The following is a 17683-nucleotide window of genomic DNA, read 5'->3' as shown; positions in this document are numbered from 1 at the left end:
GAGAAGTTAAAATTACGGTTTTTTAACGAAACAGTATTTAGCCTCCGAATAATCTGAAAAGCCTGTTATTCTCGAGCAAAGCGTATATTAATGCGATGTTCGGAACAATGAGATTAAAAATAACAACAAAATGATAGCGCATCGTTGGTCCTTCCAATATAAAATTGAAAAAAGGCAATAGTAGCAATAAAGCTGCTACGGAATAAACACTTTCGGAAGGTCGTTCTTCCGCAATTATTTTTCCATTATTGAGCACAGAAACATTCATAATATCATGAAAAAAATGTGTTTTTTCTACGATAACGGAATCTCCTTTTTGTACAAAAAAGAAATCCATACCATTTAAAATCAGCTTTTGTTTATTAATAACAATCGTATTTTGATACTCTGATTGCAAGCCTTCTAGCGTTTTTGACTTTTCTACTTTTAACAATTGTTCTTCAATAATTGTTTTCTGTTTTGCATAAGGCATCACATAATCAATAGTGAGTAAAGTACCTGTTAAAATGCACAATACAGCGCAAATAACAGAAATTTTATAGCGAATACTTTTCTTAAATTGTTGATGGTAAATTAGTTCATCGACGCGCTCTTTTTCAACTTTTTCTTTTGCTAGTTGTTTCGCTTTTTTGATGCGCTCAGAACGTTCTTCGCTTGTTTTAGGAGCTTGATAGCCTCGGTGTTTTTTAGCTTCCGAAAAATTATTTTTTGGAGGGTCAAAATCCGAAGAGGTTGAAATTCCTGAATTTACACGCGTATTTTTCAATAATATCCGATATGCAAGAGAAATTTCCTGAAATTTCTCTTTAGCATCTGCCGAAGAATTTTTATCTGGATGGTACGCCAAAGCCTTTTTTCGAAAGGCTTTCACGATTTCTTCGCGAGAAGCATGAGGAGAAATGCCTAATATTTTATGATAATCTTTTGGCATTGTGTTTTTTTAAGATTTCAAAAATACGGTTTGAAAAATTATTTTTTTGAATGACTATTTATGATTCAAAAAAACGTAGAACATATAAACTTAAAACTTCGTTTATTGATTACTATCCATACGCGTTACGTGATGCACGCCACTAACTTTTGTTAATTTTTTCATCAATGCCGTAAGGTGATTGGTGTCGTGTACAAAAACCATCACCGTTCCTTCGAAAGTGCCGTCGTTAGAGTCGAAACTGATGGAGCGCATATTTACGTTTAGCTCGTTAGATATAATTTTTGTGATGTTATTTACAATTCCCACTTCGTCGATTCCCGTAATTTTTATTCCGGCAAGGAACGAAATTAATTCTTGGCTCGTCCATTTCGCTTTTACAATTCGGTATGCATAATTCGACATTAATTGAATGGCGTTCGGACAATTAACGCGATGAATCTTTATGCCTTCACCCACCGTAATAAATCCGAACACGTCATCGCCCGGAATCGGTGTACAGCAAGGAGAAAGCTTGTAATCAATCTTCTCCATGTTTTCGCCCAACACCAATAAATCTGATTTTCCTCGAGCAGTGGTAACCAATTGCTCCAAGGTATTTTCTGTTTTTTTAGCGCTTGGAAGCGGAATTTGTTTGTCTTTATTTTTAGTAAAATTTTTCAGTAATTTTAAATCAATACTTTCTTTGGCTACACGATAAAAAAGCTCCTGACTACTCTGTAATTTATAATAATTCGCAACAGCATTAATATTTTGTACGGTAAAATCCAATTTCACATGATTGAATTTTCGTTCCAATATTTCTCTTCCATCTTCTGCAATTTTTCGCTTTACTTCTTTGAGTGCATTTTTAATTTTTGATTTGGCGCGCGCCGTAACTACATATTGCAGCCAATCTTCTTTTGCTGTTTGTTTATTAGAAGTTATTATTTCCACTTGATCACCGCTTTTTAGCTTGTAACTAAGCGGAACGAGTTTGTGATTTACTTTTGCACCAATACACTTTTCTCCCACTTTCGTGTGAATGTCAAAAGCAAAATCGAGCGCAGTGGCATTCGCTGGAAGGGTTTTCATTTCTCCTTTCGGTGTAAAAACAAAAATTTCTTCGGCAAATAAATTCAGTTTAAAATCATCAATAAAATCCATCGCATTTTCTTCCGGACTTTCCAACAACTCACGAATTCTGCGAATCCAATCATCCAATTGTGTTTCGATTCCGGAACCCTTGTATTTCCAATGCGCAGCATATCCTTTTTCTGCCAATTCATCCATACGCTCGGAACGAATTTGAACTTCCACCCAACGTCCCAAAGGTCCCATTACCGTGGTGTGCAAGGATTCATAACCATTTGCTTTCGGTGTCGAAATCCAATCTCTGAGACGATCTGGATTTGGATGATAAAAATCTGTAACAATGGAATACGCCCGCCAACAATCAGTTTTTTCATCTTCTGGAAGAGCGTGTAAAATAATTCGAATCGCAAATAAATCATACACTTCCTCGAAAGGCACACTTTTATTTTTCATTTTATTCCAAATGGAATAAATGGATTTCGGGCGACCGATAATTTTAAATTTCAAGCCTTGCGCTTCCAATTCTTGTTTAATCGGAACAATAAATTTGTTGATAAAACGTGTACGTTCGGGCTGTGTATCTTTTAATTTTTTGGAGATAGAATCAAATATTTCCGGCTCGGTGTATTTTAATCCGAGGTCTTCCATTTCTGTTTTGATGGCATTTAGACCCAAGCGATGCGCCAAAGGGGCGTATAAATAAAGTGTCTCAGAAGCAATTTTTAATTGTTTTTGTCGCGCCATGGAATCGAGCGTGCGCATGTTGTGCAAACGATCGGCAAGCTTTATCAAAATCACACGCACATCGTCCGAAAGCGTGAGTAACATTTTTCTAAAATTTTCCGCTTGTAAAGAAGAAGTTTGATCAAAAACGCCCGAAATTTTTGTAAGTCCGTCAATAATTTTCGTAACACGATCACCAAACAAACCTCTGATGTCTTCCAGACTCATATCCGTATCTTCCACCACATCGTGCAAGAGCGCGCAGACCACGGAAGTAGTGCCCAAACCAATTTCTTCTGCCGCAATTACGGCAACAGCAATTGGATGATAAATGTAGGGTTCGCCCGACTTTCGGCGCATGTCTTTGTGCGCTTCTAAGGCTATATCAAAAGCTTTTCGAATGAGTAATTTATCACCTTTTTCGAGTCGGCGTTTGGATGCGCGCAACAAGCCACGGTAACGTTTTAGAATTTCTTTTTTTTCTTGTTCAATATCGATAATCGGCTCTGTTTGTGGCATAAGGTCAGTAAAAAATTATTTTTCAGATGTGTAAAATTAACATTTTATTTTTGGTGAAATTTATTGGCTTTGAAAAAATAATTTTTCGAAGCATAAAAAAATGGTTTAGAATTCGACTTCCAAAAAAATAATTTTTCAAACGCGTTTTTATTTTATTGAAAATCAACTACCTATCATTTATTTTAAATTATATGTATGGACATATAATGTTTATACGTACATTTGTATTCGATTTAATTATCAGTCATGGAATTGGAAAAGGAAATCAAACAATCTAAATTTAAAAGTGAACATCACAAAATGCTTTTAAACATTATTTACACCGGAAGTTGGTTGAATAATTCCAGTATTAAACGCTTTAAACCATACGGAATTTCACCACAACAATACAATATTTTACGAATTTTGCGCGGACAACATCCTAAGCCAGCATCGGTAAATTTATTGATAGAACGCATGTTGGATAAAAATTCGAATGCTTCGAGATTGGTAGAAAAATTACGTCAAAAAAAATATTTAGAACGCGTTATTTGTGATGCAGACAGGCGCTCGGTAAATATTCTCATCACAAAAAAAGGATTAGATTTATTAATCGAATTGGAAAAAGGAGAAAAAGAAATGAAAAAAAAATTCTCGCACATCAGCGAAAAAGAAGCTTCGGAACTCAACAGGATTCTCGATAAACTTAGAAAATAAGAAATAAATAAAAACAAAATAAACCTTAAAAATCAACACATGAAAAATTTAAAAAGAATTGGAACAATTATTTTCGCGTTGCCATTTGGTATTTTTGGAATTAGTCATTTGATGATGGCAAATAACATGAAAGGTATGATTCCGTCGTATATTCCAGGCGGAATTTTCTGGATTTATTTAACTGGAATCGCTATGTTGGCAGCTTGTATCGCGCTTATCATCAACAAAAAGGTGAAACTTACCGGACTTTTACTCGCAGCCTATTTATTAGTGATGATTTTGACAATGCACTTGCCAATGTTGACTAATCCGAATCCACAAATGGCGCAAATGGCTGTTATGGAAACACTAAAAGATTTGGCTTTACTTGGTGCTTCTTTATTGATAGCCGGAACAGCTTCTGAAAAATAATTTTTAAACCAAACAATTAAATTCAAAAATTATGAGCACATATTTAGAGAAAGAGTTGCTTGTTTCTATCGGACAGGAACATTACAAAACAGTTATCACGAGCGGAAAACATACATTTTCTGCTGACGAACCTGAATCGCATGGCGGAAGCGATACAGCAGCAGGTCCGATAGAATATTTATTAGCTGCATTGGGATCTTGCACCGCCATCACGCTACGTATGTACGCCGACCGAAAACAATGGGACGTTGAAAAAATAAATGTAGCATTGAATTTAGAAACAGTAACGGAAGGAAAAGAAACTACGATAACGCGTTTAAAAGGAAATGAAACCACGATAACACGTTTAATTTCTTTCGAAGGAAATTTGACAGAAGAGCAAAAACAAAGGCTTTTAACTATTTCAAATGCTTGTCCTGTGCACAAAATCTTGAGTAATCCAATAAAAATAAACACATCTATAATTTAAAAAAACGTGAAAGAAATGCATTTAATTGATCCAATAAAAAATCGTTACAGCCCGATTATTTTTGAAAACAAAGACATCGAAAAAGAAAAAATGGAACTTCTTTTTGAGGCTGCTCGATGGGCTGCATCCTGCAACAATGAACAATCGTGGCGATTTATTTACGCGCATAAACATCAAACTGAATTGTATTCAAAACTATTTGATTGCTTAGCGGATTTTAATAAAGCATGGGTTGTGAGCGCTCCTGTATTGATGTTGAGCATTGCGAAAAAAAACTTTACTTATAACGAAAAACCAAATCCGTTTGCTATGTATGATTTAGGACAAGCGGTGAGCAGCCTTTCTATTCAAGCTTCTTCGATGGGGCTTGCCATTCATCAAATGGGTGGTTACGATGTGGAAAAAGCGAAACAGGTTTTTAGTTTGGGCGAAAGTTTTCAGCCGGCAAGCATGATTGCAATGGGTTATCCAGGAGATATCAATCAATTATCTGGCGCCATGTTGGATAGAGCAAAAAATCCGAGAGCCAGAAAAAATGTGGAAGAAATTTTTTTCAATCAGGCTTCTGTAGAATAAATTTTACTCTAACGAATCAAAAATGGATAGATAACTATTGAGATTTAGGTAGAGGATATCTGTCTTTAAAAGAAAGAGGACGACTCGCTTTTAGTAAATGGAAATATATTTTACAACCATTTTTCTTTTTTGTACCATTCAATGGTTTCACGGATACCATTTTCTAAATTATAATCTGCTTTAAAATGAATATCGTCTATCAATGGTTGAATATCGCATTTCCAGTTAATACTTTCCAGTTCATTCACCTTTTCTAAATTAAAAATCGGAGTAAAACCTGTAATAAATTTTGTAGACTCAGAAAGGAATGCAAGAGGTTTGACTATACTTACTGGTAATCGCATTTTGATCGTTTTTTTTTTGAGCTGCGTTTTAATAATATTTCCAAGCACACTTCCATCGTAAAAGCTTCCGTCGGAAATAAAATAACTTTTGTTTTTAATATTTGATTCTATTAATTGAAATACTACGTTGATAAGATCTTTTACGTAAATAAAAGTAAAGTATTGCTTTTTGAAGCCGATGAGCATCTCAATATTTTTATTAATTAATTTGAAAATAGTTAGCATATCCTTGTCTCTTGGTCCATATACCGCGGTGGGCCTGATAATAATAAAAGGAAACTCTTGTAAGCCAGATAAATATTTCTCCGTTTCTAATTTACTTTTTCCGTATGAAGTAATAGGGTAAGGAGTATCTGTTGTTTTAACAACAGATAGTGAAGTGGGGTTACCTGGACCAAAAGCAGATAGGCTACTCATGTAAATAAATTTTTCAGGTATCTTATTCAGATGAATAAGCGTATCAATTAAATTTTTTGAGTAGTGATAATTAACAAGAGAGTAATCTGTTCTTGTTTTTGCTTTGGTGAGTCCTGCATTATGAATAACAATATCAAACCGAGAAGCTTCTGACATTTTTTGATTCAGCGAAACGGGATTAGAAAAATCCAATTCAATTAGTTTTATCCGCTTATCATGAAGATATTGCGTATTACTCGATTTTCTGACGCTTGCATATACCTCGTAATTTTTTTTCAGTGCTTCTTCAACCAAAAATCCGCCGATAAACCCCGTAGCTCCAGTTATTAGTATTTTTTTCATTTCAGCTCTGCTTCATATATCCTATACTTTTTATAAGGGGTACCCTTAATATTGAGCATGGCTTGGTTCATAAGAAAATTATTTTCGAGAATCCAAGATGCTTCTGCTGCTATGATATTTTTCTTTTTCGCTGTAATAATATTCCTACCGTAAAAACAAGCTTCAATACCGAGCTTTCGATAACCTTCAATTACCCCTAAAGTAAGAACACGAACAGCATTCACCTTCCTTTTATTTAATAATAGTTTAAAAATACCTGTGGGAAATAGTCGTCCGTTTTTAATAGTTTTTAATATCTGGTTCAAATCTGGAATACAAAGAGAGAACCCAATTCCTTTTCCTTTGTACTCGGCAATATAACAAAAGTCAGGGTCTATAATCATCTTCATGTCTTTTGCCATAAATCGAAATTCGTCATCTGTCATTGGTACAAATCCCCAGTTTTTATCCCAAGCTGTATTATAAATAAGTTTTATTTTTTCAATCTCCTCATCAAATTTTTTCATGTTAACGGTACGTATCATGATATCCTTTAGTTGTAACCTATTTTCCAAAGTGGTTAATAACCTTACTGTTTTGTCCGATAAATCCTTTGTTAATAAATGATAGGCTATTAGATCCATTTTCTTTTTGAATCCATATTTTTCCAAAAAGGCTGGATAATACGCTTTGTTATAGGTCATCATAACAAATGGAGCAGAATCCGTTCCTTCTATAAGTACTCCACAGGTTTCATTGGTTGAGTGATTGACAGGACCAACTATTGAAAGAAGCCCTTCTTCTTTCACCCAATCAGAAGCAGAATCCAGTAATTTCTCAGCAACTTCAAAATCGTTCACAACATCAAAGAAACCAAAAAATCCTTCTTTTTCCTCTGTGTACTTAATATGATTATTATTTCTTATTGCAGCAATTCGTCCAACGATTTTAGTTCCCTTAAAGGCAAGAAACAAATCAAGTTTAGAATGTTTGAAAAACGGATGTTTTTTTGGGTCTAAAAGTTCTTTTTGTGCCATGAAAAGTTCGGGCACATAGTTTGGATCATCCTTATATAAGTGATGTGGAAAATCAATAAATTGTTTTAATCCCTTTGGATTAATTACTTTTTTTATAGTTATCATTTCAAATAATAGTTTTTGTGTTTGCTAATACACCAAGTTGCTTAGCCACTTTATTTATTTTTTCTATTGCGATGTCAATTTGATCGATGGAATGTGTTGCCATCAGAGAAAAGCGTATAAGAGAAGAATCACTTTTTACGGCCGGAGAAACGATTGGATTAACAAAAATTCCTTCGTTAAATAACATTTTCGTTAGCAAAAACGTTTTAATATTATCTCGTATGTAAATCGGAATTATGGGTGTTTCCGTTCTACCGATATCAAACCCAAGTTCTTTAAATGATTTGATGGCGTATTGAGTATTAACCCAAAGTTTTCTAATTCTATCTGGTTCTGTTCTCATTATTTCAATTGCTGCTAAAGCACACGCAGCGTTGGCAGGGGAAATACTTGCACTGAAAATGAGAGAACGAGAGTGGTGTTTCATGTATTCTATTGTATCATTATTCCCAGCTGCGAAGCCGCCAACAGTTGCCATTGATTTACTAAAAGTACCCATGATCACATCCACTTTGTCTGTCAATCCGAAATGAGAGGCTGTGCCAGATCCGTTTTTGCCCAAAACTCCAATGCCATGTGCATCATCTATCATAATGTTAGCAGAGTATTTTTTTGCAATTGCTACTATACTAGGTAAATCTACAATATCTCCTTCCATACTGAAAACTCCGTCACAAATAATAAGCTTGATTTTGCTTGGATCTAAAGATTGCAGTTGTTCTTCTAACGAATCCATATTATTGTGACTGAATTTGGACACTTTTGAAAAAGAAAGTCGGCACCCGTCAATTATGGAAGCATGGTCATATTCATCAATAATAATGTTATCATGTCTCCCAGTTAATACTGAAACTGCACCAAGATTGGCTTGGAAGCCTGTACTGAAAACAATGGCCGATTCTTTGCCTACGAAATTTGCCAATTCACTTTCCAGTTGAAGATGCAAATCTAAGGTACCGTTTAAGAAGCGTGATCCTGCACACCCAGTTCCATATTTTCTAACAGCATTAATAGCTGCCTCTTGTATTTTAGGATGATTAGTAAGTCCAAGGTAACTATTGGAACCAAACATAAGAACTTTTTTTCCCTCAATAATGACCTCGGTGTCTTGCATAGACTCTATTGGTCTGAAGTATGGATAATACCCTTCTCCTTTTACTTCCTTATGAGCAGTAAACCCTTTCATTCTTTTTAGCAATGCGTTCATTTTTCTGTTTTATTGGATTTTATTTAAAAGGATATCTACAATTGGCAATTTGGTTGAACATAAGGAAATCAAACCTTACAAAGGTTCTTTCACTAATACTCAACTATTGCGGCAAAACTATTTTATAAATAAATTATAAAATATGATTAAAAACATATTTTTCGTTTTTATTACCAGAACGATATAGAAAATAGATTCATAATTTCTACCTTTTTGTTGAAATACAATTGGTAAAATATCTTTTTCTATAGGTTATTATTTAACTACAGTTGGAGATTTTATAAATTTGTAGGCAGGGACTTATTAGGGATATAAAGACTTGTAAAATGAAAATAATTTAAAAGTAGCAATAACAATATAAAAAACATTTGAAGTGTTAAAACGAAATTTTAGAAACAATGTGGATAAAAATGGAAAGAGGTGCAGTTATTCAGATAACTTATATATTTATAAGCTAAAGCGGTACGCTTTTATTTGAGGATCCTATATGGAGGTATTAAAATTTCTCTAATTCTTCGTACAATTCTTTTAATGGCAATCCCATCACATTAAAATAAGATCCTTCAATTTTTTCGATGCCGATATAGCCAATCCATTCCTGTGCGCCGTAAGCTCCAGCTTTGTCGTAAGGCTTATAATGCGTGATGTAAAAATTTATTTCTGTCTCCGATAGTTTTTTCATAAAAACATTTGTCTTCACAAAAAAATCAATCGATTTATTTTTTGTTCGTACGCAAACTCCAGTAATTACTTCGTGCATTTTTCCGGAGAGTAATCGTAACATTCGTTGCGCATCTTCAAAATTTTCGGGCTTATTCAATACTTGTTGATCGACCCAAACAATCGTATCCGCAGTAATTAGAAGCGTATTGTCTTTTAATTCGTTTTTAAAAGCAATTGCTTTTTTTTGACATAAATAAAGAGGAATCTCTTCGCGCTGAAGCGTTTCAGAAAAAGATTCGTCCACGTCTTTTGTTTGAACTTCAAATTCTAAACCCAAATCTTTTAATAAAAATTGTCTTCTGGGAGATTTAGAAGCAAGTACAATTTTATATTTTTTTAGCTGATCAAAAAGCATTTATGGCACTTAACAAAATGTAACTAAACACAAATAAATAGCTTATTCCAAGCAGCATAATTCCTTTTAAGGCATTGCCTGAAAAATGAAATTGTTTTTTTTCTTTCGCGAAAAATAATTGAAATCCGAGAAAAACAAATGGTAATTGTAAAGCAATTAAAAAATAATAAAAAGAAAATAAATCATTCGATTGAAATTGCATTTTTTGTAAATACGCAATTGAAAATAGACAGAAGAAAATAATCAGTAAGGCAACTGATTTTGCAGCATTCATACCCCAAGCAATAGGCAAGGTATTGCAACCATATTCTTTATCGCCTTCCACATCTTCCATATCTTTTATAATTTCTCTCAATAAAGTAGTGATAAAAGCAAAAGCGGAAAAACCGAAAATCCAATGCCAAACATCGTTAAAATCCTTTCCCGAAACTCCCTGCGGAAGATACTTTTTATAATCCAACAATAACTCGTAAATACCTACCATTAAAGGAACACAAGCAGTAAATAAAGCAATAATAAAATTGCCGATAAACAATTGATATTTAAACGAAGTGGAATAATACCAAAGCCCACCAGCACACATAAAATAAATCAAACCGAGTTTCCAAATACCTACTTTATAGGAAATAAAAAGTCCGATAGCGATGCCTCCAACATTAAGTATTGCATGGGCTGCCATGGCAACACGTCTTTTAATTTTTGTGCCTACTACCACCTCTTCTGGTTTATTTATTCGATCGATTTTTCCGTCAAAATAATCATTGATAATATATCCGGCAGCTGCAATCATTAACGTTGATAGCACAAGTAGAAAAAAATCAAAGCCGCTCATTTGGAGTTCCACGCCCTTTGCTTTTAGAAATGGAAATAGCAAGCACCAGCGCACCATGTACTGTGTAAATGCGATGATTAATAAATTAGGAAAACGAATGAGTTTAAAGAAGGAAATCATTTTAGGATTATTAAAAATAAGGGATTATTGCCATTTATCTTGTGCTTTCAAAACTTGTTCAATCACATCTCGCACGCAACCGTGTCCTCCTTTTTTGGTAGAAACATAAATAGAAATAGCTTGAATTTCGTACGCCGCATCTACAGGACAAGTAGGTACGCCGACTTTTTGCATCACTTCATAATCTGGCATATCATCGCCCATGTATAAAATTGTTTCTGGGTTAATTTTATGTTCTGCTATGTAATCAGAAAAAACTTCCATTTTATTTTTTGCTTGCATAAAAATATTTTCTACACCTAATTTTTGCAAACGAATTTTTACTTCTTCAGATTTTCCACCACTGATAATTGCCAATTTCATTCCTTTTTTAATCGCCAATTCAATGGCATAACCGTCTTTGATATTCATCGTTCGTACTTGTGTTCCATCTGCCATCAGCGTTACGGTTCCGTTGGTCAATACGCCGTCTACATCTAAAATAATAGTGGTTATTTTCGGTAATAATTGTTTGAAGTTTTTTTGCATTTAAAAAATTATTTTTTCGAGACGAAGATACTGAATTTGTTATTCTTTTTGTGCAATGCTTTTGCTGATAATCGTGTAAATTTCTTTAGCTGTTTGATTGTTTTTCAGCAATTTCAAATGCGAATCCATTATTTTTTTGTCTTTACGGATAGCAGGGCCTGTCTGCATTTCAGCCGGCTGTCCGGTTTTAATTTTTGAAACAGTTTCTTCCATTAATGGAATTAAAAGTGAAAAATTTATTTTTTCAGAAGTCGTTAATTTTTCAGCAATTGAAAATAAATGATTTGGAAAATTATTTACGAAAATCGCCGCCAAATGGAGTATTTTTCGTTTCTCAGAATTTATTTTTTGAACTTTTTTACTAATGCTTTTTGCCAGTTGAAAAATTATTTTTTCAGTCGCTTTATTTGAACCTTCCACGCAAATAGGCACTTTTTGCATGTTTATTTTTCTATTTTTCGAAAACGTTTGTAGCGGATACAAAACGCCACAGTCCGAAAAATTATTTTTCAAAACGCTTAAAGGCAAGCTACCGCTGGTGTGCAAAAAAATCTTGTCTCGAAAAATTATTTTTTCGCTGAGCTCTTTTACAGCATCATCGTTTACTGCAAAAATGTAAATATCTGCATCGGGTGTAATTTTTTTCAGATCAGAAATAGGTCTTGAAAAAATATTTTTCGAAAGCGCTTCCGCATTTTTTTTTGTACGACTGTATACTTGAACAATCTTATGACCTTTCGCTACAAAGGCTTCCGACAAATGCGTTGCCACATTTCCGGAACCAATCATCACGATTTTTAAAGCTTGTTTGTTTGAATCGTTTTTCATCGAAAGAACATAAAATTATTTTTTGATCTTGTTACTTTTCAGTCGAGCGCGAATGGCAATAATAGTTCCGATAACCATGATAATACAGCCCATCCACAACACATTGATGAACGGAAAAATAATTGCCGTCATCACAATATAATCTTTGGCAACTGATTTTTTTTCGGCGATGGAAATATCAATTTTCCCATTTTCGGTATTTATATTCAGGAATCTAAATTTCAATCCAAGTTTTTCTACGGTTGTATCCGAAACCTGTAAATAGCCGCCTTTAATGATGTACAGCGGTTCTGCATAATATACCTTTTTATTAAAATCATACATTTTTAATTTCACGCCCAGTACAATATCCGAATCCGATAAATTATATTTTTTCTTATCAATGTGTGCATCAATGCTATCTAAAACAATCATTGCGTTGGACGAAAACATGGTATCACCAATGGCTACCGTATTTTTTTTAGGATCGTTAAATTCACCAGTATTAACGGGCGCGTTAATGTCGTCCAAATCAGCAAAGGTGATGTGCGTATAAATATCTCTCGTCAAAAAACGTTTGGTGGAAGGCTCCGCGACATTTCCCATTTGCGGATTGAGTTGTATCAAAGGATCGAGCGAAAATGCCAATGTGTACTTTCCATTTTCTTTCGTAAAATATTGTACATGGTATTTAATATTTACGCCATTTTTTTCCTTACCTGTATAGGTTACAAAATAATTTCCCATTTTAAGCGTATCTCCAACGGTCATTAAAATATTGCTGTTGTCGGAAAAATCTTTTCCTAAACTCGCAACACTTTTTCCAGAAGTATTGGCTGAAATAACTTCTTGTTTGGAAGTAGAAATTAAAGCGCCTAAAATAACAAGCGCAAAACCGATGTGAGCAATGGAAGATCCTGCTTTAGAAATTTTTCCACCAAGGATTCGAATAACATAATCGAAGTTAGCAAGTACGGCAAACGTAGCAGAAAAAAGTAAAGCGCCGTAAAAAACATTTGTTACGGGTAAATATAAAATCGCGCAAAGCGAAACTGCTAAAGACAAGAAAAACGAAGGACTTATTTTTTTTAGAAACGATTTTAGATCGGTCTCTTTGTACTTAAAAAATTGTCCGACACCTATCAATAACGTAACTAAAAATGCAAATGGGACTTGCCACATATTGTAATGTTCGATGCGGTTTACAGGTTCCGCTTTGTTCATGTGAAACAATTTATTGGTAACCGGAATGGAAGTGGTTGTCATAATTTGAAAACACGAAACCAACAAAACCAAAGCACCAATAAACATCCAAAATTCACGAGACCATATTGCTTCTTCTTCAGTTTCTTTTGGGAAATTTTTCGCCAATCCGAAAAGTACCAACACAATGGTAATAAGCCCAAACAGAAGTAAGGAAATTATTTTTACATTAAAAGAGTAAATGCTAAAATTAAACGTAGCGCCTGCAGCCAATAAAAATGCAGAAGCAACGCCGTAATAAAACCGTAAATTTTTATTTTGCATCAACATCAAGGCAGAAAGCCAAACAAAAAATAATAAATAAATGAGCAATTGTCCGGATAAACCTAAATCAGGAAACGAGTGAACAGAGGTTTTTCCGAGAATACCACTTCGAGTTAAAAAAGTAGCATAAACAGTCAATATAAAAGCGATCATTGGCAACAAAAATGTACTCAATAAGGATTGCTTTCTATTTTTATAAATGAGGAGAATATGTCCGGCAGCTACTAAGACAATCCAAGGTACCAATGCTGCATTTTCCACTGGATCCCAAGCCCAAAAACCACCAAAGCTTAAGGATTCATAAGCCCAAGCGCCACCCATTAAAGTTCCAGTGCCGAGTACCATTACGCCGAAAAAGACCCAAGGCAAGGCTTTCGCTTGCCATTCGCCTAATTTTTTTCTCCACAAACCAGCAATCGCAAATGCAAAAGGAACAACAGTGCTGGCAAATCCCAGAAATAATGTAGGCGGATGAATCGTCATCCAATAATTTTGGAGTAAAGGATTTAAACCTCTTCCGTCCAATTGTTTTAAATAATTGGGATTTTGAAAAAGAGGAATATTCGCAAACTGCGAATTTTCGCGCAACAGCGAAGTAAAAGGATTACTGCCGATGTGAATTCCGTGAATGTACAAACCCAATAACATGGAAGCCAAAAATGTTTGAACCAACGCAATGACTGCCATTACAGACGATTCCCAATCTTTAGCTGTGCGAATTAAAATGTTTCCCAACACCACTTGCCAAAAAGTCCACAGCAAGAAACTGCCTTCTTGTCCTTCCCAAAAACAGGAGAGCACATAACGCATCGGCATTATATTATTAGAATGTTCCCACACATAATAATATTCATAATAATGATTGAAAATCATCGTAAACAAAGTAACTATAATGCCGATTACACCTAAGGAATGTAAGCGAAACGCAATACGTGCCGTTTGTTTCCAAGAATCTTTTTCGAGTTGATTTTTCTCCGCTAAGAAATAACAAATAGCCGCCAATAAAGCGCCTACAAAGGAAAGTAGCACAAATACATTTCCTATTCTACCTATTAAAAGATGTTCTCCGACGTACTGAATGTTTTGCATTTTATGAATTATCTGCTCGCTTCTTGGGGTTTTCCATCGTTGTATTTCGATGGACATTTCATCAACACGTCCGACGCCACAAAGTCTGCGCCTTGCGCTTCTCCAATCAATACAATTTGTTCGGAGCGTTCAAAATCTTGCGGTTTGCTTTTATGAAGAATCACTTTTCGTTCCACGCCTTTATCATCCTTCATGTAAAACGTAAATTGATTTGGATTTTCCTGCGGATTGTAAACCATGTCTTTGCTTTTGTCCAATTTCCCGACTACGTGATAAACAGAGCCTTCGTTGGCAGAAGCTTCCGTAAAATTGGCGTACGTATTGTTGTTGGAAAGTGACGTAATTATAACTCCGATGGCAATGGCAATTATGGCAATGCCGGCGATGTGAATTTTTTTCATTTTTTGTCTTTACTTTTTAATTCTTTTTCTATCTCCGAAACTTTTTTATCTAAACTGATTAAATAAATAACAATGCCTGTAAAAATAATTAAAATAACGGCGAGCACCACGTAAATTTTTCCTGAAGCCCGCATTCCATCAGCCATTTCGACAGGCGCTGTAGCTGTACTATCTTGTGCGAAAGCAGCAAATGCAACGAACATCAAAAAAAGTGTTGTGAAAAAATATTTTTTCGAGCGAAGTTTTTTATCAATCATTGTAATACAATTTTCGTTTTATTTTTTCTATTCTTACGCGAATGGTTGTTATCCACCAAGCCAGCATAACCCAGCCGATAACGGCAGGATAAAATACGATGCGCATATCGCTGTTTAAATCGTATTTATTAAATCCTGGATTTCCACCGTTTCCGGGATGCAAAGAATCCACGTTGTGCATACGCGGATAAATCAGTAAAAAAACAATCAACATAATGTATGCGAAAATATTATAAACGGCAGATATTCTGGCTCTTTTTTGTTCTTCATCAATAGAACTTCTTAAAATTAAATACGCTACGTAAATAAGCATGGATACAGCTGCTCCGTCTAATTTCGGATCGTTAATCCACCAAGCGCCCCACGTAAATTTTGCCCACAAAGAACCGGTTGCCAATCCTAAAAAACCGTATAAAATACCCGTATTAGCGGCTTGCGAAGCCAAAATGTCTTTCTTAATATCATTACTGGAAAGATACAATAAGCTTTGCACAAGCGAAACAGAAAGAATAAAAATCATCCCGAACCACATACACACGTGAAAATAAAGGTTTCGAATGGTTTCGTGAAGAATGGGTAAACGCGGAACCTTGTGTAATAATCCCATCGTAATCACATAATACAAAAGCAAAACAGTGATTATTTTCCAACCATTTTTTTTGAGAAAAGAAGGATTTTTTTCTTGCGTCGATGCCGTATTTTTACTCATCAAAAAAATATTTTTTTAATCGCGCCAAAGGTATGGAAATAATAAATAAGAAAGTATGACAATAATCAGATTTATAAGTACCAAAACGAGTATATAATTGTAACTCACCGACAATGCCAAACCATCAATCGCATTTTTCGAAACCTTCATCAAAGCCAATAACAAGGGCATTAATAAAGGGAAACTTAAAATTGCCATCAAGGTAAAACTGTTGTTTGTTTTGGACGCAATGGCGGAGGTCATGCTTAAAATAGCTGCAAAACCTGTGTTTCCGATTAAAATAACGAATAAAAACAAACCAATATTTTGAACCATGCTTCCTAAAAAAAGTGCGTAAAAAGCAAAGCATATCAAGGAAAGCACGATCATCATCAAAATATTATAAATAATTTTTGAGAGGATAATTGCTTGCGGACTGGCAATGGTATAATAATAAAGTAAGCGACCTTGTTTCTCCATCATAAAACTTTTTGAAACTGCGTTAATGGATGTAAACAGCATAATAATCCAAAACAACGCATCCCAGGTTCCAGCATCTACAATGGTTTTAAAGCATAAATAACCCACAAAAACCGTTGCCACCAAATACAATATAATGCCGTTAATGGCATATTTTTGGCGCATTTCCAGCTTTATTTCTTTTGCAATAAGGTATTTTACACTGCTTAAAAGAGGCATCCGAAAAAATATTTTTTCAAAGATACATTTTATCAATTGTGCGTTGAAAAAATATTTTTTTGAAGAGTCGATTCAGTATTAATTATTTAGTTAATGCTGAACAATTATTTTTTGTGTCTGAATAAAATTTCCGTTGCTTATTTTCGCTAAATAAATTCCGGAAGGGAGTGCATCGGTAGCAATAGAAATTGTTTCTAACCCTTTTGAATCAAGCGAGAAAGTTGGATTTGTTTTTTCTATTTCTTCGCCCAATACATTGTAAAGGGTTAAAAAAATATTTTTTTCAGGTGTCTTATTTATGAATGTAATACGACAAAAATTAGTGCAAGGATTTGGGTACGCAAAAATATTTTTTTCAGAAGGAATACCAGTTATTTCGTCAATACCTACTAAAATAATTCCTGTTGCATCGCCGTTACTGTCGGTTTTTATTGTGTAAATATTTTCGGGACCGTTTCCATAACTGGCGGTTTGTCCGGTTATAATAAAACCATGATCTTTTGTATTGTTGATGCAATAACCAATGTCATCATTTGTACCTCCATAGCCTCTGGAATTGACATAAAAGCCACTGTTATCAAATTCATAAAAGTGATAATCCTTCATTCCTGCTCCAAAGCTTTCGCTATATCCCAAGCAAATAAAATTACCGTTGGGTGTTTGTGTAACAGAATAAGCACCATCATCAATAGTTCCTCCATTTTTAGCCGTCCATAAAGTATCTCCGTTTATATCACATCGGATAAGGTAAAAATCCTTTCCGTTGGAGCGGGTTTCTGTGTATCCAGCGCTGATAAATTTCCCGTCGGCTGTTTGTTGTCCGGAAT

At 34.6% G+C, this 17683-nt stretch carries 19 protein-coding genes; 4 read left to right on the top strand and 15 right to left on the bottom strand.

The window, feature by feature from the left end:
* Positions 1-37 precede the first annotated feature (37 nt).
* Both ABIZ51_02225 and ABIZ51_02220 read right to left on the bottom strand, forming a co-directional pair.
* Positions 38-931, bottom strand: a complete 894-nt coding sequence (locus ABIZ51_02225) for a J domain-containing protein (GenBank protein MEO7087593.1) — start codon at positions 929-931, stop codon at positions 38-40.
* 102 nt (positions 932-1033) lie between these two features.
* Positions 1034-3247: a bifunctional (p)ppGpp synthetase/guanosine-3',5'-bis(diphosphate) 3'-pyrophosphohydrolase gene (locus ABIZ51_02220; protein MEO7087592.1), complete on the bottom strand. Its 2214-nt coding sequence runs from the start codon at positions 3245-3247 to the stop codon at positions 1034-1036.
* 246 nt (positions 3248-3493) lie between these two features.
* Here ABIZ51_02220 and ABIZ51_02215 point away from each other — a divergent pair, with 246 nt between their 5' ends.
* Genes ABIZ51_02215 through ABIZ51_02200 form a run of 4 tightly spaced genes read left to right on the top strand, consistent with a single transcriptional unit; the run spans position 3494 to position 5399 of the window.
* Positions 3494-3943 (top strand): MarR family transcriptional regulator, encoded by a 450-nt coding sequence (locus ABIZ51_02215; protein MEO7087591.1) that lies wholly within the window; start codon positions 3494-3496, stop codon positions 3941-3943.
* Positions 3944-3982: 39 nt separating this feature from the next.
* Positions 3983-4354, top strand: a complete 372-nt coding sequence (locus ABIZ51_02210; GenBank protein MEO7087590.1) for a DoxX family protein — start codon at positions 3983-3985, stop codon at positions 4352-4354.
* 31 nt (positions 4355-4385) lie between these two features.
* Positions 4386-4823, top strand: a complete 438-nt coding sequence (locus ABIZ51_02205) for an OsmC family protein (protein ID MEO7087589.1) — start codon at positions 4386-4388, stop codon at positions 4821-4823.
* A 15-nt stretch (positions 4824-4838) separates the two neighbouring features.
* Positions 4839-5399: a nitroreductase family protein gene (locus ABIZ51_02200; protein ID MEO7087588.1), complete on the top strand. Its 561-nt coding sequence runs from the start codon at positions 4839-4841 to the stop codon at positions 5397-5399.
* 110 nt (positions 5400-5509) lie between these two features.
* On the opposite strand, the gene ABIZ51_02195 is transcribed toward ABIZ51_02200, so the two are convergent.
* The 13 genes from ABIZ51_02195 to ABIZ51_02135 all read right to left on the bottom strand — a co-directional run.
* Entirely contained in the window at positions 5510-6502 is a 993-nt protein-coding gene (locus ABIZ51_02195) for an NAD(P)-dependent oxidoreductase (GenBank protein MEO7087587.1), read from the bottom strand.
* Complete coding sequence (locus ABIZ51_02190) at positions 6499-7623, bottom strand: hypothetical protein (protein ID MEO7087586.1); 1125 nt, start codon at positions 7621-7623, stop codon at positions 6499-6501. The genes ABIZ51_02195 and ABIZ51_02190 overlap by 4 nt, the downstream gene beginning before the upstream one ends.
* Position 7624: 1 nt before the next feature.
* The gene (locus ABIZ51_02185) at positions 7625-8830 is read right to left on the bottom strand and encodes a pyridoxal phosphate-dependent aminotransferase family protein (GenBank protein MEO7087585.1); all 1206 of its coding nucleotides are present in this window, start codon (positions 8828-8830) and stop codon (positions 7625-7627) included.
* A 496-nt stretch (positions 8831-9326) separates the two neighbouring features.
* On the bottom strand, positions 9327-9908 hold the full coding sequence (locus ABIZ51_02180; GenBank protein MEO7087584.1) for a Maf-like protein: 582 nt from the start codon (positions 9906-9908) through the stop codon (positions 9327-9329).
* Positions 9898-10860, bottom strand: a complete 963-nt coding sequence (locus ABIZ51_02175) for a geranylgeranylglycerol-phosphate geranylgeranyltransferase (GenBank protein ID MEO7087583.1) — start codon at positions 10858-10860, stop codon at positions 9898-9900. The genes ABIZ51_02180 and ABIZ51_02175 overlap by 11 nt, the downstream gene beginning before the upstream one ends.
* Positions 10861-10884: 24 nt before the next feature.
* A complete protein-coding gene (locus tag ABIZ51_02170) occupies positions 10885-11388 on the bottom strand; it encodes an HAD hydrolase-like protein (protein ID MEO7087582.1) in 504 nt (167 codons plus the stop codon).
* 39 nt (positions 11389-11427) lie between these two features.
* Positions 11428-12216 (bottom strand): DUF2520 domain-containing protein, encoded by a 789-nt coding sequence (locus ABIZ51_02165; GenBank protein ID MEO7087581.1) that lies wholly within the window; start codon positions 12214-12216, stop codon positions 11428-11430.
* A gap of 15 nt (positions 12217-12231) precedes the next feature.
* The gene (ccsA, locus tag ABIZ51_02160) at positions 12232-14811 is read right to left on the bottom strand and encodes a cytochrome c biogenesis protein CcsA (protein MEO7087580.1); all 2580 of its coding nucleotides are present in this window, start codon (positions 14809-14811) and stop codon (positions 12232-12234) included.
* Between the two features lie 8 nt (positions 14812-14819).
* Positions 14820-15212: a cytochrome c maturation protein CcmE gene (locus tag ABIZ51_02155; GenBank protein MEO7087579.1), complete on the bottom strand. Its 393-nt coding sequence runs from the start codon at positions 15210-15212 to the stop codon at positions 14820-14822.
* Entirely contained in the window at positions 15209-15415 is a 207-nt protein-coding gene (locus tag ABIZ51_02150) for a CcmD family protein (GenBank protein ID MEO7087578.1), read from the bottom strand. The genes ABIZ51_02155 and ABIZ51_02150 overlap by 4 nt, the downstream gene beginning before the upstream one ends.
* A 46-nt stretch (positions 15416-15461) precedes the next feature.
* On the bottom strand, positions 15462-16178 hold the full coding sequence (ccsA, locus tag ABIZ51_02145) for a cytochrome c biogenesis protein CcsA (protein ID MEO7087577.1): 717 nt from the start codon (positions 16176-16178) through the stop codon (positions 15462-15464).
* 15 nt (positions 16179-16193) lie between these two features.
* Entirely contained in the window at positions 16194-16856 is a 663-nt protein-coding gene (locus ABIZ51_02140) for a heme exporter protein CcmB (GenBank protein MEO7087576.1), read from the bottom strand.
* 90 nt (positions 16857-16946) lie between these two features.
* A partial coding sequence (locus ABIZ51_02135; GenBank protein ID MEO7087575.1) for a T9SS type A sorting domain-containing protein occupies positions 16947-17683 on the bottom strand: 737 nt, incomplete at its 5' end.

The sequence above is a fragment of the Bacteroidia bacterium genome (assembly GCA_039924845.1).
In the GTDB taxonomy this organism is placed as follows: domain Bacteria; phylum Bacteroidota; class Bacteroidia; order DATLTG01; family DATLTG01; genus DATLTG01.
Note: the sequence above shows the minus strand (reverse complement) of the source record. Positions and strands in the feature narration are given on the sequence as shown.

Coding starts and splice junctions, on each gene's coding strand:
- ccsA (MEO7087580.1), bottom strand. CDS start 14,811: ATGCAAAACATTCAGTACGTCGGAGAACATCTTTTAATAGGTAGAATA.
- ABIZ51_02210 (MEO7087590.1), top strand. CDS start 3,983: ATGAAAAATTTAAAAAGAATTGGAACAATTATTTTCGCGTTGCCATTT.
- ABIZ51_02200 (MEO7087588.1), top strand. CDS start 4,839: ATGCATTTAATTGATCCAATAAAAAATCGTTACAGCCCGATTATTTTT.
- ABIZ51_02140 (MEO7087576.1), bottom strand. CDS start 16,856: ATGCCTCTTTTAAGCAGTGTAAAATACCTTATTGCAAAAGAAATAAAG.
- ABIZ51_02155 (MEO7087579.1), bottom strand. CDS start 15,212: ATGAAAAAAATTCACATCGCCGGCATTGCCATAATTGCCATTGCCATC.
- ABIZ51_02175 (MEO7087583.1), bottom strand. CDS start 10,860: ATGATTTCCTTCTTTAAACTCATTCGTTTTCCTAATTTATTAATCATC.
- ABIZ51_02190 (MEO7087586.1), bottom strand. CDS start 7,623: ATGATAACTATAAAAAAAGTAATTAATCCAAAGGGATTAAAACAATTT.
- ccsA (MEO7087577.1), bottom strand. CDS start 16,178: ATGAGTAAAAATACGGCATCGACGCAAGAAAAAAATCCTTCTTTTCTC.
- ABIZ51_02225 (MEO7087593.1), bottom strand. CDS start 931: ATGCCAAAAGATTATCATAAAATATTAGGCATTTCTCCTCATGCTTCT.
- ABIZ51_02180 (MEO7087584.1), bottom strand. CDS start 9,908: ATGCTTTTTGATCAGCTAAAAAAATATAAAATTGTACTTGCTTCTAAA.
- ABIZ51_02170 (MEO7087582.1), bottom strand. CDS start 11,388: ATGCAAAAAAACTTCAAACAATTATTACCGAAAATAACCACTATTATT.
- ABIZ51_02220 (MEO7087592.1), bottom strand. CDS start 3,247: ATGCCACAAACAGAGCCGATTATCGATATTGAACAAGAAAAAAAAGAA.
- ABIZ51_02185 (MEO7087585.1), bottom strand. CDS start 8,830: ATGAACGCATTGCTAAAAAGAATGAAAGGGTTTACTGCTCATAAGGAA.
- ABIZ51_02150 (MEO7087578.1), bottom strand. CDS start 15,415: ATGTTCGTTGCATTTGCTGCTTTCGCACAAGATAGTACAGCTACAGCG.
- ABIZ51_02215 (MEO7087591.1), top strand. CDS start 3,494: ATGGAATTGGAAAAGGAAATCAAACAATCTAAATTTAAAAGTGAACAT.
- ABIZ51_02165 (MEO7087581.1), bottom strand. CDS start 12,216: ATGAAAAACGATTCAAACAAACAAGCTTTAAAAATCGTGATGATTGGT.
- ABIZ51_02195 (MEO7087587.1), bottom strand. CDS start 6,502: ATGAAAAAAATACTAATAACTGGAGCTACGGGGTTTATCGGCGGATTT.
- ABIZ51_02205 (MEO7087589.1), top strand. CDS start 4,386: ATGAGCACATATTTAGAGAAAGAGTTGCTTGTTTCTATCGGACAGGAA.